At 73.1% G+C, this 21405-nt stretch carries 24 protein-coding genes and 2 pseudogenes; 17 read left to right on the top strand and 9 right to left on the bottom strand.

The window, feature by feature from the left end; all coding sequences use genetic code 11:
• Positions 1–282: 282 nt before the first annotated feature.
• The 3 genes and pseudogenes from msrB to ACWGJ5_RS42460 form a co-directional block, all read right to left on the bottom strand.
• Positions 283–690 carry a peptide-methionine (R)-S-oxide reductase MsrB gene (gene msrB / locus ACWGJ5_RS42470; RefSeq protein WP_453314963.1) on the bottom strand — a complete coding sequence of 136 codons (408 nt, stop codon included), beginning with the start codon at positions 688–690 and terminating at the stop codon, positions 283–285.
• Positions 691–704: 14 nt separating this feature from the next.
• Positions 705–2093 (bottom strand): UDP-N-acetylmuramate--L-alanine ligase, encoded by a 1389-nt coding sequence (murC, locus tag ACWGJ5_RS42465; protein WP_453314962.1) that lies wholly within the window; start codon positions 2091–2093, stop codon positions 705–707.
• Positions 2094–2196: 103 nt separating this feature from the next.
• Positions 2197–2354, bottom strand: a pseudogene (locus ACWGJ5_RS42460) (AraC family transcriptional regulator); the annotation flags it as partial.
• A gap of 6 nt (positions 2355–2360) precedes the next feature.
• Here ACWGJ5_RS42460 and ACWGJ5_RS42455 point away from each other — a divergent pair.
• Positions 2361–2848 (top strand): annotated as a pseudogene (locus ACWGJ5_RS42455) (saccharopine dehydrogenase); the annotation flags it as partial.
• Between the two features lie 60 nt (positions 2849–2908).
• Here the strand turns inward: ACWGJ5_RS42455 and ACWGJ5_RS42450 are convergent.
• The gene (locus tag ACWGJ5_RS42450) at positions 2909–3403 is read right to left on the bottom strand and encodes an RDD family protein (RefSeq protein ID WP_453314961.1); all 495 of its coding nucleotides are present in this window, start codon (positions 3401–3403) and stop codon (positions 2909–2911) included.
• On the bottom strand, positions 3400–4632 hold the full coding sequence (locus ACWGJ5_RS42445) for a hypothetical protein (RefSeq protein WP_453314960.1): 1233 nt from the start codon (positions 4630–4632) through the stop codon (positions 3400–3402). The genes ACWGJ5_RS42450 and ACWGJ5_RS42445 overlap by 4 nt, the downstream gene beginning before the upstream one ends.
• A 123-nt stretch (positions 4633–4755) precedes the next feature.
• On the opposite strand from ACWGJ5_RS42445, the gene ACWGJ5_RS42440 reads away from it, so the two are divergent.
• Positions 4756–5112, top strand: coding sequence for a carboxymuconolactone decarboxylase family protein (locus ACWGJ5_RS42440; RefSeq protein ID WP_453314959.1), 357 nt, complete (start codon positions 4756–4758; stop codon positions 5110–5112).
• A 59-nt stretch (positions 5113–5171) separates the two neighbouring features.
• Here ACWGJ5_RS42440 and ACWGJ5_RS42435 read toward each other — a convergent pair whose 3' ends face one another.
• Both ACWGJ5_RS42435 and ACWGJ5_RS42430 read right to left on the bottom strand, forming a co-directional pair.
• On the bottom strand, positions 5172–5645 hold the full coding sequence (locus ACWGJ5_RS42435) for an indole-3-glycerol phosphate synthase (protein WP_453314958.1): 474 nt from the start codon (positions 5643–5645) through the stop codon (positions 5172–5174).
• Positions 5646–5775: 130 nt separating this feature from the next.
• Entirely contained in the window at positions 5776–6654 is an 879-nt protein-coding gene (locus tag ACWGJ5_RS42430; RefSeq protein WP_453314957.1) for a pyrimidine reductase family protein, read from the bottom strand.
• A 37-nt stretch (positions 6655–6691) separates the two neighbouring features.
• On the opposite strand from ACWGJ5_RS42430, the gene zapE reads away from it, so the two are divergent.
• From zapE to ACWGJ5_RS42375, 11 genes are all read left to right on the top strand, one after another.
• On the top strand, positions 6692–7795 hold the full coding sequence (gene zapE, locus ACWGJ5_RS42425; protein ID WP_453314956.1) for a cell division protein ZapE: 1104 nt from the start codon (positions 6692–6694) through the stop codon (positions 7793–7795).
• Positions 7796–7959: 164 nt separating this feature from the next.
• Positions 7960–8298: a hypothetical protein gene (locus tag ACWGJ5_RS42420; protein ID WP_453314955.1), complete on the top strand. Its 339-nt coding sequence runs from the start codon at positions 7960–7962 to the stop codon at positions 8296–8298.
• Positions 8299–8376: 78 nt separating this feature from the next.
• On the top strand, positions 8377–8955 hold the full coding sequence (locus ACWGJ5_RS42415) for a carbonic anhydrase (RefSeq protein WP_453314954.1): 579 nt from the start codon (positions 8377–8379) through the stop codon (positions 8953–8955).
• An 8-nt stretch (positions 8956–8963) separates the two neighbouring features.
• Entirely contained in the window at positions 8964–10448 is a 1485-nt protein-coding gene (locus ACWGJ5_RS42410) for a SulP family inorganic anion transporter (RefSeq protein WP_453314953.1), read from the top strand.
• Between the two features lie 122 nt (positions 10449–10570).
• Positions 10571–11473, top strand: a complete 903-nt coding sequence (locus ACWGJ5_RS42405) for a slipin family protein (protein WP_453314952.1) — start codon at positions 10571–10573, stop codon at positions 11471–11473.
• Between the two features lie 10 nt (positions 11474–11483).
• Complete coding sequence (locus ACWGJ5_RS42400) at positions 11484–12035, top strand: YbhB/YbcL family Raf kinase inhibitor-like protein (RefSeq protein WP_453314951.1); 552 nt, start codon at positions 11484–11486, stop codon at positions 12033–12035.
• 51 nt (positions 12036–12086) lie between these two features.
• Entirely contained in the window at positions 12087–12944 is an 858-nt protein-coding gene (locus ACWGJ5_RS42395; protein WP_453314950.1) for a PPK2 family polyphosphate kinase, read from the top strand.
• A 107-nt stretch (positions 12945–13051) separates the two neighbouring features.
• The gene (locus ACWGJ5_RS42390; protein ID WP_453314949.1) at positions 13052–13330 is read left to right on the top strand and encodes a hypothetical protein; all 279 of its coding nucleotides are present in this window, start codon (positions 13052–13054) and stop codon (positions 13328–13330) included.
• A gap of 230 nt (positions 13331–13560) precedes the next feature.
• Positions 13561–15084 (top strand): FAD-dependent oxidoreductase, encoded by a 1524-nt coding sequence (locus tag ACWGJ5_RS42385; RefSeq protein WP_453314948.1) that lies wholly within the window; start codon positions 13561–13563, stop codon positions 15082–15084.
• 77 nt (positions 15085–15161) lie between these two features.
• A complete protein-coding gene (locus tag ACWGJ5_RS42380) occupies positions 15162–16016 on the top strand; it encodes a polysaccharide deacetylase family protein (protein WP_453314947.1) in 855 nt (284 codons plus the stop codon).
• On the top strand, positions 16013–16252 hold the full coding sequence (locus ACWGJ5_RS42375) for a hypothetical protein (protein ID WP_453314980.1): 240 nt from the start codon (positions 16013–16015) through the stop codon (positions 16250–16252). Before ACWGJ5_RS42380 ends, ACWGJ5_RS42375 begins: the two co-directional genes overlap by 4 nt.
• On the opposite strand, the gene ACWGJ5_RS42370 is transcribed toward ACWGJ5_RS42375, so the two are convergent.
• Together ACWGJ5_RS42370 and ACWGJ5_RS42365 are read right to left on the bottom strand one after the other, a co-directional pair.
• Positions 16244–16915: an ABC transporter gene (locus ACWGJ5_RS42370; protein ID WP_453314946.1), complete on the bottom strand. Its 672-nt coding sequence runs from the start codon at positions 16913–16915 to the stop codon at positions 16244–16246. The genes ACWGJ5_RS42375 and ACWGJ5_RS42370 overlap by 9 nt on opposite strands.
• Entirely contained in the window at positions 16912–17790 is an 879-nt protein-coding gene (locus tag ACWGJ5_RS42365) for an ABC transporter ATP-binding protein (protein WP_453314945.1), read from the bottom strand. Before ACWGJ5_RS42365 ends, ACWGJ5_RS42370 begins: the two co-directional genes overlap by 4 nt.
• 78 nt (positions 17791–17868) lie before the next feature.
• On the opposite strand from ACWGJ5_RS42365, the gene ACWGJ5_RS42360 reads away from it, so the two are divergent.
• The 4 genes from ACWGJ5_RS42360 to ACWGJ5_RS42345 all read left to right on the top strand — a co-directional run bounded on the left by ACWGJ5_RS42360 (position 17869) and on the right by ACWGJ5_RS42345 (position 21334).
• Entirely contained in the window at positions 17869–18597 is a 729-nt protein-coding gene (locus tag ACWGJ5_RS42360) for an aminoacyl-tRNA hydrolase (protein WP_453314944.1), read from the top strand.
• Positions 18594–19232: a TetR/AcrR family transcriptional regulator gene (locus ACWGJ5_RS42355; RefSeq protein ID WP_453314943.1), complete on the top strand. Its 639-nt coding sequence runs from the start codon at positions 18594–18596 to the stop codon at positions 19230–19232. The genes ACWGJ5_RS42360 and ACWGJ5_RS42355 overlap by 4 nt, the downstream gene beginning before the upstream one ends.
• Before the next feature lie 74 nt (positions 19233–19306).
• Positions 19307–19912: a TIGR03086 family metal-binding protein gene (locus ACWGJ5_RS42350; RefSeq protein ID WP_453314942.1), complete on the top strand. Its 606-nt coding sequence runs from the start codon at positions 19307–19309 to the stop codon at positions 19910–19912.
• Between the two features lie 108 nt (positions 19913–20020).
• The gene (locus ACWGJ5_RS42345) at positions 20021–21334 is read left to right on the top strand and encodes a DUF692 domain-containing protein (protein WP_453314941.1); all 1314 of its coding nucleotides are present in this window, start codon (positions 20021–20023) and stop codon (positions 21332–21334) included.
• Positions 21335–21405 lie beyond the last annotated feature (71 nt).

Raw genomic sequence — 21405 nt, 5'->3', positions numbered from 1 at the left:
CGTGCCCGCCTTCGTCCCCGCGGTGGCGACCGCTGTCGGCGGGCACAGGCCTGCGACGGGACTGGATCCAGCGCGCCACACCCAACACCCTCACAGAATCTCAAACCGGAGCAAGTCGGGCACCAGCCTCTTCCGTCCCAGTGCCCTCGGCGGGCCCCAGCACAAAACATGAGCCCCGCTCCGGTATCCGACGGGGTTCATCTTCGACCGGACGAGCCCTGTCGAGGATGCGTTTTGCCAGATTCGGAGTGTCGATCGATCGGAGCGGGGATCAAGGACGGGTCAGTCCTCCGTGGGCGCCAGCCGCAGGGAGATGGAGTTGATGCAGTACCGCTGGTCGGTCGGGGTCGAATACCCCTCCCCCTCGAAGACGTGCCCGAGGTGCGATCCGCAGCGGGCACAGCGCACCTCGGTGCGGACCATGCCGTGGGAGCGATCCTCGACCAGTTCCACCGCGTCGGTGTCCTTCGGGTCGTAGAAGGACGGCCAGCCGCAGTGCGACGCGAACTTGGTGTCGGAGGTGAACAGTTCGGCGCCGCAGGCGCGACAGGAGTAGACGCCCCTGGTCTTGGTGTCGGTGTACTCACCGGTGAAGGCCGGCTCGGTGGCGGCCTGGCGCAACACGGCGTACTCGGCCGGATTCAGCTCCGCGCGCCACTGCTCGTCCGGCTTCTCGACGTCGTACGACATGAGCCTCAGCCCCTTTACTGCGACAGGTGGTCCAGGATCAGCGGGCCCAGGTCCGTCACGTCGCCCGCGCCCATGGTGAGAACGAGATCGCCGGGCTTCGCCATTCCCGCGATCACCGAGGGGATCCCGTCCTTGTCGTGCACGGCCGTGACGTCGGCGCCGGCGCCGCGCGCGGCCTCGATGATCAGCTCGCTGGTCACGCCCGGGATCGGGTCCTCGCGGGCCGGGTAGATGTCGAGCACCGCGGAGGCGTCGGCGAGGGCGAGGGCCTGGCCCATCTCCTTGCCCAGCTCCTGGGTGCGGGAGAACAGGTGCGGCTGGAAGACGACGAGGATCCGGGAGCCGCCGGCGGCGGCGCGCATGGCCTCAAGGTCGGCGGTCATCTCGGTGGGGTGGTGGGCGTAGGAGTCGATGACCTGCACCCCGGCGGCCTCGCCCTTGAGCTGCAGACGCCGCTTGACGCCGGTGTAGGCGGCGAGCGCGGGCGCCAGGCCGGTGGCCGGGATGCCGAGGGCGGCACCGGCGGTGAGCGCGGCGACGGCGTTGAGGGCGTAGTGGCGGCCGGGCACGGAGACCGTGAAGGTCAGCTCCTGCCCGTCGAGGACCGCGGTGACCTGGCTCTTCAGCCCCTGCGGGACGATCGACAGGACCCGTACGTCGGCGTCCTCGGCCTCGCCGTACGTCACCGTCCTCACCGCACCCGCGAGCCGCCGGGTGAGCTCCCGTGCGCCCTCGTGGTCGGCGGAGATCACCAGCGTGCCGCCCGGGACGATCTTCCCGGCGAAGGTCTCGAAGGACTCGTAGATCTCGTCCATCGAGGCGTAGTTGGCGTGGTGGTCGAGTTCGACGTTGAGGACGATGGCGACCTCGGGCGCGTACTTGTGGAAGCTGCGGTCGCTTTCGTCCGCCTCGGCGACGAAGATGTCGCCCTCGCCGTGCAGCGCGTTGGAGCCGGGCGCGTCGAGGTCGCCGCCGATGGCGTACGACGGCTTCAGGCCCAGCTCGGTGAGGGAGACGGCCAGCATCGAGGTGGTCGTCGTCTTGCCGTGGGTGCCGGCCACGGCGATCGGGCGCAGCCCCTCCATCAGCGCGGCGAGCGCGTCGGAGCGGTGCACCACGGGGATGCCCAGCTCGGCCGCGCGGGCCAGCTCGGGGTTGTCCTCGCGGATCGCCGAGGACACGACCACACAGCTCGCGTCGTCGGCGAGGTGTTCGGCGGCGTGCCCGATGTGCACGCTCACGCCGAGCGCCCGCAGCGCCTCGGCGGTCGCCGACTCCTTGGCGTCGCTGCCTGCGACCTTCGCCCCGCGCTGCGCGAGGATCTTGGCGATGCCCGACATCCCGGCGCCGCCGATGCCGATGAAGTGCGGTCGGTCCATGGCGGTAGGAAGGCCGGGTGCCATGTGGTTCTCCCCAAGATTCCGGTACGGGCTGAGCGCGCCCTAGCCTATGCGCTCGGGTGCCGGGCCCCGTGCAAGGGGCGAGGCGCGATGCCGGCCGCGGCTCGCCCGGCTCCGGGGTGCGTGCGCGGAAGGTGCGGCGGAAGGTGTCCGGGGGGCCACGCCGACCGTGCGGTGGAAGTGGCGGCGCAGTGTCGTGGCCGTGCCCATGCCGGTGGCCGTCGCGATGGCCTCGATGCCGGTGTCGGTGGCCTCCAGCAGTTCTGGGCGCGGCGGATCCGCCGGCTGGAGTACCGGGACGGCGACGCGCCCACGCTGACCTGGGAGTTTCCCGCGCCGCTGGGGCCCCGGCCGGTCATCGGGGAATTCGGCATGGCCGATGTCGTCACGGTGCCGAGTCATCTGCCGGTCCCCGAGGTGTGCACCTATACGTCGGCCATACGTCTATACGTCGGCCATACGTCCGCCGAGGCGGCGAGGGCCTGGCGGACCCGGACACACGGCCCCGGTGCCGGCCGACCCCACGCGGGCGGTCCGCGCAGACCTTCCTCGTCTACGTCGTGGTCCGCTCCGGCGGCGCGGAACGGCGTGCCGTGGCCCGGGGGCGGGACATCCACGCCGGCACGGCGCCGCTCGTGGTGGAGGCGGTGCACCGGATCCTGACGGGGCGGACCCCGACGGTCGGTGTCGCCTCCGCGGGCGCGATGTTCCCGGCACGGGACTTCCTGCGCGCGCTGTCTCCACACATCCGCGTGGAACCGCGCACCTGGGCCGGCCGGGCGGACCGGGGGACGGCCCGGACATCACCGGTCCCGGGTTCAGGCGTGCGGACGGGCCACGGTGGCCCCGGCGTGGCCGTACCAGTCGTACACCACGACACTGCGGACCAGGAGGTCCTGCACGGAGTCCCGGCGCCGGCCGACGGCCACCCAGAGCAGTCCGAGCGGGAAGATCACGTACAGGACGGCCCGCAGCACCGCGGCGACAGGAGTGAGCAGGGCCCCCGACCGGCTCGTCACCCGCACGCCCAGCACGTGGTCGCCGACGGTACGCCCGGCCGTGCCCCAGCTGACCGCGAGATAGCCCGCCATGACGGCGGCCCCGTATCCCAGGGCCCCCCACGGGCCCAGGTCGGGCAGGACGAACGGCGGCCCGAGCAGGAGGTACCTCAGTGCCGCGTAGCCGAGATCCAGGGCCGCGACCGTCGCGAGTACGACGAGCAGATCGACGCCGGCCGCGACCAGGCGCGTGACGATCCCGGCCGGCCGCCCCTGGACGGCCACCGGGCCCCGAGGGCGGGCCACCGAGGTCATGACGCCTTCTTCCCCGTGCCCGGCCGCGGGGCCGCCCCGTCGGGCCCGTCGCGATGCAGCAGCCGGTCGGTCATCCGGTCCACTAGCCCGTCGGCACGGGCGTTCCGCTCACGGAACGCGTCCAGCGTCTCCGCCGTGATGCTGCCGCCGGTGTCCCTGACGATCCGCCCGAGGTCCACCTCTTCGAGCACCCGCTCCGCCCAGCTCACCAGATCCACCCTGGCCAGCACCGCGTCGACGTCGACCCGCCGTACCACCCGGTCGACGTCCAGCCGGTCGACCATCGCGTCCAGGTCGATGCGGTCGAGGACGGCGTCCAGGTCGATCCGGTCCAGGACCGAGTCCAGGTCGACCCGGGCAAGAGCCCCGTCGAGGTCCACGCGCGCCGTCAGGGCCTCCAGATCCATGCGCCGGACCACGCGGTCCACATCCACCCGGTCCACCACCGCACCCACGTCCACGCGACCGAGAACGGCATCCACGTCGACACGGCTCAGGAGGGCCGCCACGTCGACACGGCCGAGGAGCGCGTCCACGTCGACACGAGCAAGGACGGCGTCCCAGTCGACCCGGTCCAGGACCGAGTCCAGGTCGACCCGGGCAAGGACCGCATCGAGGTCCACGCGCGCCAGCAACGCGTCCAGATCCATGCGCCGGACCACGCGGTCCACATCCACCCGGTCCACCACCGCACCCACGTCCACGCGCCCGAGAACGGCGTCCAGGTCGATGCGCCGCGCCACGCGGTCGACGTCCAGCCGGTCGGCCACGGCGTCGAGGTCGATCTCGTCCACCACGGCCGCCGTCAGGGTCCGGACGAGCGCCCGCGCGACGGAGCGCGCCTCCTCCCGCGCCTGGGCCCGTTCCAGGGCTCCCCGCACACCCCAGTCGCGGATCCGGCGAACCACCGTGCCCCGCACGGCCGGCGGCACGAACGCCCGGGTCGCGGCACGCGCCCAGCTCCCGGCCCGGTCCGCCGTGTCCAGGGCCGCGGACACCGATCGCCGCTGGACCGCGAGAGCGAGTCCGAGCACGGCGTCCGGCAGGGACGCCGACCCGCCCGGTGGTTGCAGCGCCCGCGGGCGCGCCACGGCGACCGCCTGCGCGGCCATGTCGGCGAGGCCCACGACCACGCGCGTGACACCCACGGCGACGGCCCGTTCGAGGCCGTCCGCACCCGGACGGCTCTCCGGCGCCGACGCCGCCGGCCGATCCCCGGTCCCGCTCATGCCGGTATCGCACCACCCGAGGCCGCGGCCTGCCTTCACCCGGCAGGGGTGAGGCGAGGAGGCGCGGCGGGCTCGTACGGTGGCCGAGCAAGCAGTCGACACGCCAAGGAAGGCGGTCCGGACATGGCCACCGCATCAGAGGCTCCCGTCCTCGACACACTCGCCGCCATGACCATCGACTCCATCGAACGCTGCGGTCTGGACCAGCGCACGCTCATCCTGACCCGCATCGCCGCGCTCGTGGCGATGGACGCACCGCCGGTGTCCTACCTCGCACACGTCGATCCCGCGATCCAGGCGGAGCTGACCGTGGAACAGCTCCAGGACGTCCTGGTCGCGATCGCCCCCGTGGTCGGCACGGCGCGCGTGATGTCGGCCGCGAGCCACATCGCGCAGGCCTTCGGCGTGGCCATCGCCCTGGCCGAGGCGGAGGCCCGGACCATTGCCGAGGCGGAGGCGAGGAGCCGGGCGGAGCACTAGGCGCACCAGGAGTGCCGGCGGAGTGCCAGGTGTGCGGCGGAGCAGCAAGGGCGGCGGCGCTACGCCTTGCTGTGCGAGAACAGCTTCAGCACCGGCACCCCCACCCTGTGCCGCGCCCGGGAGGCCCAGTCCCGGTGGAAGAACTCCTCCACGTAGTGGGGGTCGGTGAGGACGATCACCTCGTCCGCGCTCACCTCGGCGACGAGGGACTTCAGCGCGTCCAGCGGATGGTCCTCCACCATCTGCCCCTCCGCCTGGCTCCCGGCGGCCCGCAGCGCCTGCACCGACACGTCCAGGGCCTGCTGTCCGACGCTCCTGGCGTCCTCCCCCTCGGGCGTCTCGTGTTCGCGGACCGCCTCGTCGAGTTCGCCGAGCGCGATGTCGTCGATGGCCCGCAGCAGGCGGTCCGCCTGGTCGCCACGCGGCTGGAGGAGCACATGGAAAGCGACCGGCTCGTCTCCGTGCAAGGTGGTGACGAACTCCACGTCGGCGGACGTCAAAGCCTTCTCGATCATCAGAACGCTGGTGAACACCAAACGCCTCTTCTCCTCCGTGGGCCCTGACAAGGCCCCTGCGGAAACCATCCTGCCCCGTGATCGCACGGATTGTGCCGGACTAAGTCTGCCCTCCGGAAGCTAAACGGAACGGTATATTCCGCTGTTTTCAGGACCGACGGTAACGACCGAACAGAAATCCGGCGTCCTCGAGAAGCGACACGAGCTCGAACCGGTGCGGCACGGCGACCGACGGCCCTCCGGCGATGCGCTGGGCGTCGCCCGCCGTGAGCATGGGCGACAGGGTCAGGCACAGCTCGTCCAGCACCTCGGCGGCGACCAGCTGACCGAGCAGCCGGGGACCGCCTTCGGTGAGCAGCCGGGTGTGGCCGAGGCCGGCCAGGGCCCGCACCGCCCGCACGGGGTCGACACCGCCACCCTCACCGGCGATCACCACCTTGGCGCCGGCCTTCTCCGCGGCGGCGACACGGTCGGGGGCGGCCCCGGAGCCGGTCAGGACCAGCGTGGGCACCAGGGGCGAGGTGAACAGCGGGAGCGAGAAGTCCAGATCCAGGCTCGCAGTGACGACCGCGATCGCCGGGGCCGGGCCCTGTCCGGCGGCTTCCCGGGCCTCGGCGAACTCCGCACGCGCGCGTGCGGGGCGGTACCCCTCCTGGCGCACCGTTTCCGCGCCCACCACGACCACGTCCGCGAGCGCCCGCAGCGTGCCGAAGATCCGCATGTCGGCGGCGCTGGAGACGGGCTGGGAACGACCCTCGTGCTGGGCGGCGCCGTCGAGCGTGGAGACCATGTTGGCCCGCAGCCACGGCCGCGGGGGGCCCGGCGGCTCCGGGTAGGCGTAGGCGGCGGCCAGCTCGCCGAGGCTCCACTCGCGATCGACGTGGGCGTCATGGTCCACGTGGCCGCCGGCGCCGCCGGGCACGTGCGCCACCAGCGCCCCGGCAACCCCCCTCGTCCCCTCTCTCTCGGCCGTCCCGCCGGAGGCCTGGGCTGCTGTTTCGTCGGTCACAGGGAACAGGCGTCGCATGTCGTGCAGTGTGACACGGCGCTTAGCATGGATAACCGTGTCGTCCTCCATCACCGCCCCCGGATCCAGCCCTCTGACCGATGCGGGCCCCCAGTCCCTGTGCACCCGCGAGCCGCATGTCCCCGCGGACCGGCTGGTCGCCGAGATGGTCCCGCCCCCACGCTTCGACTCGGTCCGCTTCTCGACGTACATACCGGACCCGAACCAGCCCAGCCAGAGCGAGGCCGTGCAGGTGCTCGAGGGCTTCGCGGGCGGGCTCGGCGGGGCGCACGCCTCCGGCGCCGGCAGGCGCGGCTTCTTCGGCTTCGGCAGGGCCAGGGCGCCGAAGACCCCGGCCGGCCCGCGCGGGGTCTATCTGGACGGCGGCTACGGCGTCGGCAAGACCCACCTGCTCGCCTCCCTGTGGCACGCCACCCCCGCCGAGCCGGCGCTCAAGGCGTTCGGCACCTTCGTGGAGCTGACGAACCTGGTCGGCGCCCTCGGCTTCCAGCAGACCGTGCAGACCCTCTCCGGCCACCGCCTACTGTGCATCGACGAGTTCGAGCTGGACGACCCGGGCGACACGGTCCTCGTGTCGACCCTGCTCGGCAAGCTGGTCGAGGCGGGCGTGGCGCTCGCCGCCACCTCCAACACGCTGCCGGGCAAGCTGGGCGAGGGCCGGTTCGCGGCCGCCGACTTCCTGCGCGAGATCCAGGGCCTGTCGGCCCACTTCCGCGCCCTGCGCATCGACGGCGAGGACTTCCGCCACCGCGGCCTGCCCGAGGCACCGCAGCCCTTCACCGACGAAGAGGTGACGAAGGCCGCCTACGCCACCGAGGGCGCCTCGCTGGACGACTTCCCTCATCTGCTGGAGCACCTGGCCAAGGTCCACCCGAGCCGGTACGGCGCGCTGACGGACGGGGTGACGGCGGTGTGCCTCACCGATGTGCGGCCGGTGCCGGACCAGTCGACGGCGCTGCGGCTCGTGGTGCTCGCGGACCGGCTCTACGACCGCGAGGTCCCGGTACTGGCCTCGGGGCTGCCGTTCGACAAGCTGTTCAGCGAGGAGATGCTGAACGGCGGCTACCGCAAGAAGTACTTCCGCGCGATATCCCGGCTCACCGCGCTGGCCCGCGACGGGAAGGGACTCGTCGGCTCCTAGTCAAGGGCGAGATCACGCCACCGACCGGCACTTTTCACGCTCTCTTGCGCGCGTAACGCGCGGTTAACCCTGCAAAGGACTTTGCAGGGTTAATGTGTTTCTTGACCAAGCATTGACCAATGCTTGGCGCGCGCGAGAGACGTGGACTTCCGGAAGGGGGGCGCATGTTCCGAGGTACGACGACCAGGACCGTGCTCGTCGCCCTGACCGTCATCCTGCTCGCCCTGCTCTCCCCGGCACCCACGGAATCCTTCGCACCTGCGCACACTCTCGGTGAAGCAACGGCCAAGGCCGAGGCCGGAACCGCGTCGTCCGAACTGCCGGCGGGCGACGAGGCGGACGCGGTCCGCGGCCCCGCCTCCCGCTGCGCGCGGCACCACCCGCTGATAGCCGGCCGGGCAGCCGGTGCCGGCCCCTCACACACACCCGGCACCGTGCGCGGCCCGGCTCCCACAGCCTCCAGAGCCCACGCCCCGGCAGCACTTCAGGTCTTCCGCTGCTGACAGGCGCTCAGCCTTACCCCCACAACCCGTCGTTCAAGTCCGACGCGCCGCTCAGGCGCGCCAGGAGGAACCACATACATGCAGCCCCTCATCGACAACGCCCGTACCTTCGGACAGCGCCCTGAGGAGTTCGCCAAGCTCGCCGAAGGCCAGTCCCCGCAGGTGCTGTTCATCACCTGCTCCGATTCCCGGGTCGTCCCGGCCCTGATCACGGGCGCCCGCCCCGGCGAGCTCTTCGAGCTGCGCACCGCGGGCAACATCGTCCCGCCCCACACCTCACAGCACCCCACCAGCGAGGCCGCCACCATCGAGTACGCCGTGGAGGTGCTCGGCGTCCGCGACATCGTGGTCTGCGGTCACTCGCACTGCGGTGCGGTCGGCGCACTGGTGCGCGGCGACGACCTCGACGCCGTACCCGCCGTACGCGACTGGCTCGCCCACGCCACCCCGCGCCCGGCCGGCCAGGCCGAGGACCCGGAGGTCGCCGAGGGCGTACAGGCCCATGTGCTGACCCAGTTGCTGCGGCTGCGCTCCTACCCGTGCGTCGAGCGCAAGCTGACCGGAGGTCAACTGCGCCTGCACGCCTGGTACTACGAGGTGCACACCGGCACCGTACGGGCGCACCGCCCGCAGACCGACACCTTCGAGTCCCTGTGAGCGCGCCGATGACCAGTGAGAACACCACCCTCATATCCCGGTTCCCGTATCTGCGGCAGGACTTCACCGCCTCCCTCGTCGTCTTCCTGGTCGCGCTGCCGCTGTGCGTGGGCGTGGCCGTCGCCTCCGGTGTCCCGGCCGAACTCGGCCTGGTCACCGGCATCGTGGGCGGCCTCGTCACCGGACTGATGCGGGGCAGCAGCCTGCAGGTGTCGGGGCCGGCGGCCGGCCTGACCGTGCTCGTCTTCGAGGCGGTCAAGGAGTTCGGGCTGCCGGCGCTCGGCGTGATCGTGCTCGCCTCCGGGCTCCTCCAGGTGGCGATGGGGCTGCTGAGGCTGGGCCGCTACTTCCGTGCCATCTCGGTCTCCGTCGTCGAGGGCATGCTGGCCGGAATCGGACTGGTGCTCGTCGCCGGGCAGTTGTATCCGGCGCTGGCGGCCAAGGCCCCCGACTCCGGCCTGGACAAGATCGCCGGGCTGCCCGGGGCGTTCCTGGACGCCCTCGGTGACGGCAGGGCGGTGGCCTCGCTCGCGGTGTGCGCGGGCACGATCGCGGTGCTGCTGCTGTGGAAGCACGTCCCGGCGAGGCTGGGCACGCTGCCCGGCCCGCTGGCCGCGGTCGGCCTCGCCACGGTTGCCGTGTTCGCGCTGGACCTGCCGGTGGCCACGGTCGAGGTGCGGGGTCTGCTGGGCTCGGTCCAGCCGCCGCCGCTGAGCGCGTTCGGCGAGCTGGCGGGCGTCGGGATGCTCGGCACGATCGTCGCGTTCACGCTGATCGCCTCCGCCGAGTCGCTGTTCAGCGCAGCCGCCGTGGACCGGCTGCACTCCGGACCGCGCACCGAGTACGACAAGGAGCTCCTCGCCCAGGGCGCCGGCAACACGGTGTGCGGGCTGCTCGGTGCGCTGCCGATGACCGCGGTGATCGTGCGCAGCGCGGCCAATGTCCAGGCGGGCGCCCGCACCAAGGCCTCCCGCGTCCTGCACGGGGTGTGGCTGCTGCTGTTCGCGGCGCTGCTGCCGGCCGTGCTCGCCCACATCCCGATCCCGGCCCTCGCGGGCATCCTGATCCACTCGGGCGTCAAGCTGGTCCCGGTCCGGGCGCTGGCGGTGCTGTGGCGCGAGCACCGGGGCGAGGCGCTGATCCTGGCGGTGACGGCGGTCTCGATCGTGGCGGTCAGCATGTTCGAGGGTGTGCTGATCGGCCTGGCGATGGCCGTGGTCAAGACGGCCTGGCAGGCCTCGCACGTCAGGCTGGAGGTCGTCGACAAGGGCGCGGGCCCGGTCGAGGCCCACCTCTCGGGCAACGCGACCTTCCTGCGGCTGCCGAAGATCCTGGACAGCCTGGAGTCGCTGCCCCAGGACCGCCCGGTCCGCCTGGACCTGTCCGGCCTGCACCACCTCGACCACGCCTGCCGTACGGCCCTGGAGAACTGGGCCGAGCGGCACAGCGCGGTGGGGACGGAGCCGGTGAGGCTGACGGTGCCGGTGGGGTAGCTCGCCCGCGGTGGCGGTACCAGGGTGCTCCGGCCCCTGGTACCCCCCTGACTCGGTTCGGGCGGAAGTGGCATATCGTTACAGCAGCGGACAAACACAGGCCTCTCGGTGAGGAGGTCATCATGGTCCAGGAACTGCTGGGAGCGATCGCCGGGGCGGGGTGCGCCGGACTGGTGTACCTGGCGATGGCGGCCCGCGTGGTCAAGCAGTACGAACGGGGCGTGCTGTTCCGCCTCGGGCGCGTCGCCAGTGACGCACGGCCACCGGGCCTGACGCTGATCATCCCCTTCGTGGACCGGCTGCAGAAGGTCAACATGCAGATCGTGACGCTGCCGATCCCCGCCCAGGAGGGCATCACCCGCGACAACGTCACCGTCCGCGTGGACGCGGTCGTCTACTTCAAGGTGGTCGACGCGGAGAGCGCGCTGGTGAAGGTGGAGGACTACAAGTTCGCGGTCTCGCAGATGGCCCAGACGTCCCTGAGGTCGATCATCGGCAAGAGCGACCTGGACGATCTGCTCTCCAACCGCGAGAAGCTCAACCAGGGGCTGGAGCTGATGATCGACAGCCCGGCCGTCGGCTGGGGCATCCAGGTCGACCGGGTGGAGATCAAGGATGTCTCGCTGCCGGACACGATGAAGCGGTCCATGGCCCGCCAGGCCGAGGCCGACCGGGAGCGCCGGGCCCGGATCATCAACGCGGACGCCGAGTTCCAGGCCTCCAAGAAGCTGGCCGAGGCCGCCCAGCAGATGGCCGACACCCCCGCGGCCCTCCAGCTGCGGCTGCTGCAGACGGTGATGGCGGTGTCCGCCGAGAAGAACTCCACGCTGGTCCTGCCCATCCCGGTGGAGCTGCTGCACTTCCTCGAGCGCGGCAACCGGCAGGCCGGGCCGGACGGCGACCGGGAACTCCGCGGGGAGAGAGGCGAGCAGCAGACCGTGCCGCACGACGACGGGGAACTCCGCCTGCAGACAGGCGAGCAGCAGACCGCGCCGGACGATGGCGGAGAGCTCCGCTCCGGATAACGTGCCGGGTATGCGCAGGAGCTGGGTGATCGCCGTGGCCGCGACGGCCTTCGTGGCGGGCTGCGGCGACGGCGGCACGCCGGCCGACTCACCCTCCCCCACCGCCGCCCGCCGGCTGACCGTCACCAGTACGGCCTTCGCCGACGGCGGCACCGTCCCGCGCCGGAACACCTGCGACGGCGCCGACGTCTCGCCTCCGCTGGCCCTCGGCGCCGTACCCGCGCACACGGCCTCGCTGGCCCTGCTCCTGCGGGACCTCGACGCCCCGCACGGCACGTTCACGCACTGGCTGGTGTGGAACGTCGCCCCGCACACCACGCGGCTGTCCGCCGGGGAGCATCCACCGGGGGCGACGGAGGGTCGCAACGACTTCGGGAAGACCGGGTACAGCGGTCCCTGCCCGCCGCGCGGGGACCGGCCGCACCACTATGTCCTCACGGTGTACGCCGCGGACCGCCGGGTGTCGCCGGGCGCGGGTGCCTCGGCGGCGGATCTGCTGCGGGCGCTTTCCGGGCACACGCTCGCCGAGGGCACGTTGACGGGCCGATACGGCCGGGGATAGCGCCGTACCGGGCCTTCTTTCGGATGCGGGAATCCGGAGGGAAGGAGCGCCGTGACGAAGAAGAACGGCAGGGACCTGCGAGAGGCGCTGCGCCTCCCGCCCGGGGAGCCGATCGACCTGAGCGCGTACGGAACCCGGGCCACCCCCGGTGCCCCCGCCGGAAGGGCGGCGGCCCTCAAGGACACCGCGCCCACGGGGAAGCGGCTGGCCGAGCTGCAGGTGCGGTTGTGGGCGGCGAGCACGGCGGGGGACGGGCGGCGGGTGCTGCTGGTGCTGCAGGGCATGGACACCAGCGGCAAGGGCGGCACGGTCAAGCACGTCACCGGTCGGCTCAACCCGGCCGGCTGCCGGATCCAGGCGTTCAAGGCGCCCACCGAGGAGGAGCGGCGGCACGACTTCCTCTGGCGGGTGCGCGCGGCCCTGCCCCGGCCCGGCGAGATCGGCATCTTCGACCGCTCGTACTACGAGGACGTCCTCATCGCCCGCGTCCGGCATCTCGCCCGCCCCGCCGAGATCGGCAGCCGCTACGGCCTCATCAACGACTTCGAGCGGTCCCTCGCCGAGGACGGCGTGACCCTGGTCAAATGCTTCCTCCACCTGTCCTACGAGGAGCAGGGGCGCCGGCTGCTGCGCCGCCTGGAACGCGCCGACAAACAATGGAAGTTCGCTCCCGGCGACATCGACGAGCGCGCCCTGTGGCCCGCCTACCAGGAGGCGTACCAGTTGGCCCTGGAGCGCTGCGCGGCGCCGTACGCGCCCTGGTACCTGATCCCGGCGGACCGCAAGTGGTACCGGAACTGGGCGATCAACCGCCTGCTGCTGGAGCACCTGGAGGAGCTCGACCCGCGCTATCCGCAGTCCGGCTTCGACGTGGCGGAGTGCCGGGAGCGGCTGCTGAAGGGTGCCTGAAACCGGCGCGTCGCTGCACATTTCGCGATATTTTCACACTAATCTCCATGACTGTAAGCGGTCGACCCATTACGCACCGCATCCACACTCACACCCATGGAGATGACATGCGCAGACTTCGCAAGGCCGCCGTCCTGCTCGCCGCGCTCGGCAGCGTGAGCCTCCTGCCCGCCGGCCCCGCCTACGCCGGCGGCGGGCACGACGACGAGGGCAAGGTCCTGCAGAGCTCCAACTGCAAGGACCACGACCTGAACCTCGACGTCCTGGGCGAGGTCGGCATCCTCAACGGTCTGCTGGGCAACGCGCTCAACGGCGAGGGCGACCCGGGCGCCCAGGCCACCCACATCGGCTCGACCATGGGCTGCAACAACAGCGCCGGCAGGTAACGGGCCGACTCAGACCCCATGACGGCGGACAGCGGTGGCGGGCCGGGCATCCGGTGGCCGGCCCCCCACCCGCCGCCGGCATGGAATGTGTGGCGACCTCACGCGCGCACGGGATGCACGGTGGAGCATCCATCATGCGCGCGTGGGGTCGCCGCGCCCGTTGGACCACCCCGCGGCGCGGCGCCGCCCGGACACGGTGAGCGGCACGCCCGGGCGGGTACCCGGCCGCCATGCAGACGTGGCGGCACATCACCGACTCGTACTGGCTCCGGACCGCACCGGGGCCGTCCCGTCCCGCGCTGAGCGAGGACCTGGACGTGGAGGTGGCCGTCGTCGGCGCGGGCATCGCCGGGCTGAGCACCGCGCACGAACTGGCCCGGGCCGGGCTGCGGGTGGCGGTGCTGGAGGCCGGGCGGGCGGCGGCCGGGGTCACCGGATACACCACGGCCAAGCTGACCGCCCAGCACACCCTCGTCTACGACCGGCTGCGGCGTACCCGCGGCCTTCAGGGCGCGCGGCTGTACGCCCGCTCGCAGTCGGAGGCGATCGAGCACGCGGCGGCACTGGTGGCCGAGCTGGGCATCGACTGCGAGTGGGAGACACGGAACGCGTACACGTATGTGCGGGACCGGTCGCGCGTGGACGAGGTGCGGGCCGAGGCGAACGCGGCGCGGGAGGCGGGGCTGCCGGCCGCGTTCACGACGGAGACCGGGCTGCCGTTCCCGGTGGCGGGCGCGGTCCGGGTGACCGGGCAGGCACAGTTCCACCCGGTCAAGTACCTGCGGGCGATCACCGACGACCTCGTGGCGCGCGGCGGTCAGGTGTACGAGCGGACGCGGGTCGTCGGCCTGCAGGAGGGCGGCGAGCCCTGCCGCCTGACGACCGAGGCGGGCCACACGGTCACCGCCCGGGACGTCGTGATCGCCACCCACTACCCGGTGTTCGACCGGGCCCTGCTCTTCGCCCGGCTCTCCCCGCGCCGGGAGCTGGTCGTCGCGGGCCCGCTCGGCGAGGGCCCCGATCCGCAGGGCATGTACATCACGCCGGAAGAGAACACCCGCTCGGTGCGTACGGCGCCCTACGGCGCGGACGGGCAGCGGCTGCTGGTCGTCACCGGGGAGCACTTCACGCCCGGCACCGGCGATGTGCGGGCCCGTTTCGACGGCCTCGCCGCGTGGGCCGAGGAGCACTTCCCGGGGGTGGACCTGGACCAGGCCTGGGCCACCCAGGACAACGACTCCACCGACACCGTGCCGTTGGTCGGCCCCTTCCACCCGGCCGCCCGGCACACCTACGTCGCCACCGGTTTCGGCGGCTGGGGACTGAGCGGCGGCATCATGGCCGGGCTACTGCTGACCTCGCTGATCACCGGACGGGGCTGCGCCTGGCGCGAGCTGTACGACCCGCGGCGGCTGAAGTCGGTCGTGCGCGAGGCGCCTTCGCTGCTGAGGACACAGGCGGAGGTGGCCCGGCACTTCGTCGGCGACCGGCTGAAACCGCCCGCTTCGGTGGACGACCTGGCGCCCGGCGACGGGGCGGTCGTCCGGGCGGACGGCGGCCGGCTCGCGGTGCACCGGGACGAGGAGGGCGCCCTGCATGCGGTCTCGGCCCGCTGCACCCACCTCGGCTGTCTGGTCGCCTTCAACCGGGCCGAACGCGCCTGGGAGTGCCCCTGCCACGGCTCGCGCTTCGCCGTCGACGGCACGGTGCTCCAGGGCCCGGCGGTGCGACCGCTGGAGCGGCGTGACCTGTGAGGCCGCGCGGGTGACCCCGCCACCGCAACACCGGACATATCACCATACAACTGGTCATTCAGTCCTACGTTCATACGGTGACCCCACGAGTACGCCGTATCACCGCCGTCTGTGTCCTGGGCGCGGCTCTCGCCGCCTGTGGTGGCGCGGGCCCCGCGGGCAGTGTCCGTCAGGCCCCGGCACCGTCCCTCGTCTCCGCCTCCCCGTCCGCCTCGCGCCCGCCCGTGCTGGCCCCGGGCCCGGCCGGCCTGACCCCGGTCTTCGCGCACGGCCCGCGCACCCTGGGCAAGACGGTCGCGCTGACCTTCGACGCCGACATGACCGCCGCCCAGGGGCCCCGCGCCGCCGCCGGCGAGCACTTCGACAACCCGGACCTCATCGGGGCCCTGCGCGCGCTGAAGGTGCCGGCGACGATCTTCATGACCGGCCGCTGGGCCGACGAGTACCCGACCGAGGCCCGCAGCCTCGGCCACGACCCGCAGTTCGAGGTCGCCAACCACTCCTACAGCCACTACGCGTTCACCGCCGACTGCTACGGCCTGCCGGTCGTCGACGCCGGCAGGATGCGGTCGGACGTGGAGCGGGCGTACGCCTCCCTGCGCAAGGCGGGTGTGCCGCACCCGCTGCCGTACTTCCGCTTCCCCGGCGGCTGTTACGACGGGCGGGCGCTGCGCGCGCTGAGCGGGCTCGGGGTGACCGCGGTGCAGTGGGACGTGGTGAGCGGCGACGCGTTCGCCACCGACGCCGACGCCGTGACCCGGCAGGTGCTGGACGGGGTGAAGCCCGGCTCGGTGGTCGTCATGCACTGCACCCGCAGCGCCGCCCCGACGACCGAGCGGGTCGTCCGCGCGGTCGTACCGGAACTGCGCAGGCGCGGCTACCGGTTCGTGAAGGTCTCCGAGCTGATCGGCGAGACCAGCGGACACCGCTGACGGTCCTGCGCCGGAGGCATGAGCGACGAGGACCACTGCACGGTCGTCCAGGCGGCGACACCGCCCACGGCGGACGGGCCGCCGTATGCCATGGGGGTCCCCCGCTCGAGCGAAGCCGGGAGTGGGGGACTGTGCTGTGCCGGGAGCCGACGGAGTACCCGGAGTCGTACAAGGGCATCACGCTGTGCCCGGTGTGCGAGTGGCGGGAGGCGCAGCGCACGGCTTGTTCACGGTGACCGGCGGGCGGTGAGCCGGGCCGCCACGGCGAAGGCCACGGCCGTGAGCAGGGCGGCGCCGGCCAGCGGCAGCAGCGGCAGCGGCGCCCGGCCGGTCCGCGAACCGCCGACCAGGCCGCTGACCGCGGCCTGCGCCGGGGAGCCGGTGAGCACCACCGCCAGCAGCGCGCCCAGCAGCATCGCGGGCACCGCGCGGCCGGTGGAGCGCAACAGCGGCCGGTTGGTGAGCGCGCCGACGGCCGCGCCGAGCAGCGCACAGGTGAGCGTGGCCGGCAGTCCGGCCGCGGCCGCCCGCAGCAGGGGTACGCGGATCTGGTGCCCGTTGCTCGCCGGATCGCTGATCAGCGTCACCACCACGGTCGCCACCACCCCGAGCGTCACCGACGCGAGCAGCGCGGTCAGCAGGCAGGCGAGGTGCGCCCGGGCGGGGCCCCGGGCGGCGGCGACACAGGCGCGGGCCGCGTCCGGCTCGCCGGTGACACAGATCCGCACCAGCCACGCGGCCACCGGAAGCAGACCGGCGGCCGTGTAACCGAGCGAGTCGAGGACGGGCTGGCCGCTCTGCACGCCGATCCCGAGGAACGCGGCGTACAGGATCACCGGCGGCAGCCAGCGCTGGGAGCGCAGCAGCAGGTCGGCCTGGTAGCGCAGAAGCGCGGTCATGGGCGGCTTCCGGGGTTCGGTGCGGGGTCGTCGGGGGGCGGGGCGACGCTCACGACGTGCCAGGGCGGGCGCGCCGTGAGCAGGGTGCGCAGGACGACGTCGGAGCGGGAGGCGGCGACGCCGAGGCGGTAGGTGCCGGGAGCGGTCTCCTCGGCGGAGGCGGCGGCCCGGGCCGCGTCGGGCGGCAGCTGCCCCCCGGCCGGTCCGCGCACGGTGACGAGGGTGAGCGGCCCGGCCGGTGAACTCCCCGAGTCCGTACGGAGCCTGAGTCCGCCGTCGAGCACGGTGTACGTCGCCTCCGGCGCCCCGGCCAGCCGGCGCGGGTCGTGGTCGACGAAGACCACGGCGCCCCCGGCGGCGGTCCGCTCGGCCACCGCCCGCTCCAGCTCGGCCCGCGCCGCCGCGTCCAGTCCGGTCCACGCCTCGTCCAGCACCAGCAGCTCCGGATCGCCGAGCAGGGCCTGCGCGACGGCCACCTTCTGGCTGCTGCCCTTCGACAGCTGCGCCATGCGCGTACCGGCGTACGCCCCGGCACCGAAGCGCTCCAGCCAGGTTCCTGCGGCGCGCTGTGCCGTCCGGCGGGTCAGGCCGTGCACCGTGCCGAGGTGGGTGAGATAGCCGAGGGCGGTGAAGGGGAGGGCCGAGGGGAAGCGTTCCGGGACGAACGCCGTGCGGGGGCGGCCGGTGACGCGGCCCTCCGTCGGCGCGTCCAGGCGGGCGAGCAGGCGGAGCAGGGTGGACTTTCCGGTGCCGTTCGCTCCTTCTATGCGGGTGAGGGTTCCGGGGGTGAGGGTGAGGTCGACGCCTCGTAACACCCAGGGGCCGCGGATGCCGTAGCGGCGGCCTACGGCGGTCAGTCGTAGGTCATGTTGCATGGGGGCATTGTGGCTGGTCGAGCCCGCGCGGCGGAGCCGGGGACCGGGACCGTCCCACCCCCTTTAAGGTTGGCTGGTGTGAGCCACGTTTCAGCCTCCCCCGGAGACAGTCCCTTCACCTCCGAGCGCAATCCACGCGACGAAGCCCCCCAGTTCGTGCTGCCCCTCGTCGTACGGATCGAGAAGAGCGCGCCGCCGGCGCGTACCGACGCGCTGGAGACGGCCGCGCGGGCGGTGCTGGTGCTGCTCGGGGACGAGCGGGCGCACGGGGACGGCGCGTGGGCCGAGGCGGTGCGGAGCTGGGAGGACGCGCGGATCCGCAAGGTCGTCCGGCGGGCCCGGGGCGCCGAGTGGCGGCGGGCCGAGGCACTGCCGGGGATCACGATGACCGGCAAGGCCGCCGAGGTACGTGTGTTCCCGCCGATCCCGCTCGACGGCTGGCCCAAGGACCTGGCCAAGCTCCAGGTGTCCGGCACCGAGCTGGACGACCCGGAGCCGCCCGTCGCCGCCGACCCGGCCCAGCCGGTGCTGTGGTTGAACCCCGGGCTGGAGATGTCGGCCGGAAAGGCGATGGCGCAGGCCGGGCACGGCGCCCAGCTGGCCTGGTGGGCGCTCTCCCACGCCGAGCGCGCCACCTGGCGGGACGCGGGCTTCGCGCTGGCCGTGCGTACGGCCGACCCCGCCGACTGGGCACGGCTGACCGGCAGCGGGCTGCCGCTCGTCCGGGACGCCGGCTTCACGGAGATCGCGCCGGGCAGCTGCACGGTCGTCGCCGACCACCCGGCGCTGCGCCAGGAGGGCCGATGACACGGGTCGACGGGCGGGTCGAACGGGGCAACCGCACCCGCCGGCTGGTGCTGCGCCGCACGGTGGACATCGCCTCGGTCGAGGGCCTGGAGGCGCTCACCGTCGGCCGTCTCGCCGCCGAGCTGGAGCTGAGCAAGAGCGGGGTGTTCGCGCTCTTCGGCTCCAAGCAGGAACTGCAGCTGGCCACCGTTCGGGAGGCCGCCCGGATCTACACCGAGCGGGTGCTCCGGCCCGCCGCCGAGACCCCGCCCGGCCTCGGCCGGGTGTGGCGGCTGTGCGAGCTGTGGCTGGAGTACTCGCGGAGCCGGGTGTTCCCGGGCGGCTGCTTCTTCTACGGCGCCATGGCCGAGTTCGACGCGCGGACGGGGCCCATGCACGACGCCGTGGTCCGTGCGCAGCGCGACTGGTCGGCCCATGTCGAGCGCACCGTCGAGGAGGCCCGTACGGCGGGTGAGCTGCGCACCGGCACCGATGTCGCGCAACTCGCCTTCGAGCTGGTCGCGTTGCTGGAGACGGCGAACGCCCTGTCGGTGCTGCACGACGAGGAGAGCGCGTACGGCAGGGCACGGGTGGCCATCGCGGAGCGGCTGCGCGGTGCGGCTGCGGAGGGTTTCCCACTTCCCCAAGTCCCTTGATGCCCGGTGCAGTTCAGGGGCAGCACGGCGAAAAAGAATAAGCACGTCCGTTCGCTTTGTTTTATGCTCGGGTCATGACTCTGACCGGAGCGGACTTCGTCGAACTCGACCGGATCGCCGTCCAGGAGGCGGTGCGCGTGGTGGACCTGGCCACGGACACGGACTGGGCCCGGGACACCCCCTGCGCGGGCTGGACCCTGCGACGGCTGGTCGCGCACATGACCGCACAGCACCTCGGGTTCGCCGCCGCGGCGCGCGGAGCGGGCCGGGAGCCGGAGTACTGGCGGGAGCAGGACGACACGGGCGAGCCCGCCCGGGCGCACCGGTCGGCCGCGGCCGCAGTGCTCGCGGCCTTCGCCGAACCGGGCGTGAAGGAAAGGGAGTTCATGCTGCCGGACCTCGGTGGCATCCCCGGCGGCCGAGCCGTCGGCTTCCACTTCGTCGACTATGTGGTGCACGCCTGGGACGTCGCCGCCGCCCTCGGCACCACGCCGGCATTCCCCGAAGCCGTCAGCGTCGCGGCGCTCGGCGTGGCCCGGCGGGTGCCGACCGACCCGGCCCGGCGCGGCCCTGGCTCCCCCTTCGCCCCGGCGCTGGAGGTGCCCGAGGGCTCCGGCCCGCTGGAGGAGGCGCTGCGCCTGCTGGGGCGCCGTCCGGAGCGGTGGCCGGTCCGGGGCTGAAGCTCAAATGTTGCTCTGAACACGGCACGGAGGAGGTTCGGGTCCGGCCGCCGGGGCCATACCCCCGTCATTCGCCAGGGAGGGCACGTCACTCGGAGGAGGGGGACCATGCGGCGACTGGGCACGGGGATCGGCTGGCGGCCGGAGATCGCGGACGCCGTGGAGCGCATGCCGGGCATCGACTGGGTGGAGGTCGTGGCGGAGAACGTCTGCCCCGGCCACCTTCCCGAGTCGCTGCTGCGGCTGCGCGAGCGCGGCGCGACCGTGATCCCGCACGGCGTCTCCCTCGGCCTCGGCGGCGCCGACCGCCCCGAGGAGGCGAGGCTGACGGCACTGGCGGAGCGTGCGGAGGCCCTCGGTTCTCCCCTGGTCACCGAGCACATCGCATTCGTCCGCGCAGGCGGCCCGCTCACCGCCTCCCCGCACCTGGAGGCCGGGCACCTGCTGCCGGTGCCGCGCACCAGGGACGCCCTCGACGTGCTCTGCGAGAACGTGCGCATCGCGCAGGACGCCCTTCCCGTGCCGCTGGCCCTGGAGAACATCGCCGCGCTGTTCTCCTGGCCGGGCGAGGAACTGACCGAGGGGCAGTTCCTGTCCGAACTGGTCGAGCGCACCGGCGTACGGCTCCTGATCGACGTGGCCAACCTGCACACCAACCACGTCAACCGGGGAGAGGACCCGGCCGAGGCGCTGGCCGCGCTGCCCGTGGAGGCGATCGCCTACGTCCATGTCGCGGGCGGCTTCGAGCGGGACGGCGTCTGGCACGACAGCCACGCCCACCCCGTGCCGCGCCCGGTGCTCGACATCCTGACCGACCTCGCCTCCCGCACCGCGCCGCCCGGCGTCCTCCTGGAGCGGGACGAGAACTTCCCCGAACCGGCCGAGCTGGAGCGGGAGTTGACGATGATCCGGGAAGCGGTGACGGCTGGGCGCGGGCGGGCCGACGGCGGTACGGGGACCGGTGCGGCCGGTGGCGCGGGCGGCGGGTGTGTCGCCGTCCTGGCGAGGCCGACGGTCCGTGCGCGCGAACGGCTCGCTGTCGCCCAGGCCGCCGTACTGTCCTCACTGGTGGCCGGGACGCCGGTGCCCGAGGGGTTCGACCGGGTGCGGATGGGGGTGCAGGCACGGGCCCTCGCCTCGAAGCGGGCGGACGTGGTGGCGAAGGTGGCACCCGAGCTGCCGGTCGTTCTCGGCGACGGGTACCGGGCGGCGTTCCTGGAGTACGCCCGGGTGCGGCCGATGACGGGGGGCTACCGCCGGGATGCCCTGGACTTCGCCGGGCACCTGCTCGGGTCCGGCCGGCCGCAGGACGCGGAGGCCCGTCGGCAGCTCCGGGAGTGGTGGCTGGACCGGGCGGGCCCGAGCCCGAGGCCCGGACGACGGGTGGCCCGGCTGGCACGGAGAGTACTGAGAACGGCGTGAGCGGGTGCCCGGCCGGCGGCTGGGCCGGGGTGGGGGCCGTTTACCGGCGCCGGCGGGGTGCCGCTGCGCCC

Source organism: Streptomyces sp. NPDC054783, assembly GCF_053611725.1.
This window is presented reverse-complemented; position numbering and strand designations above follow the sequence as displayed.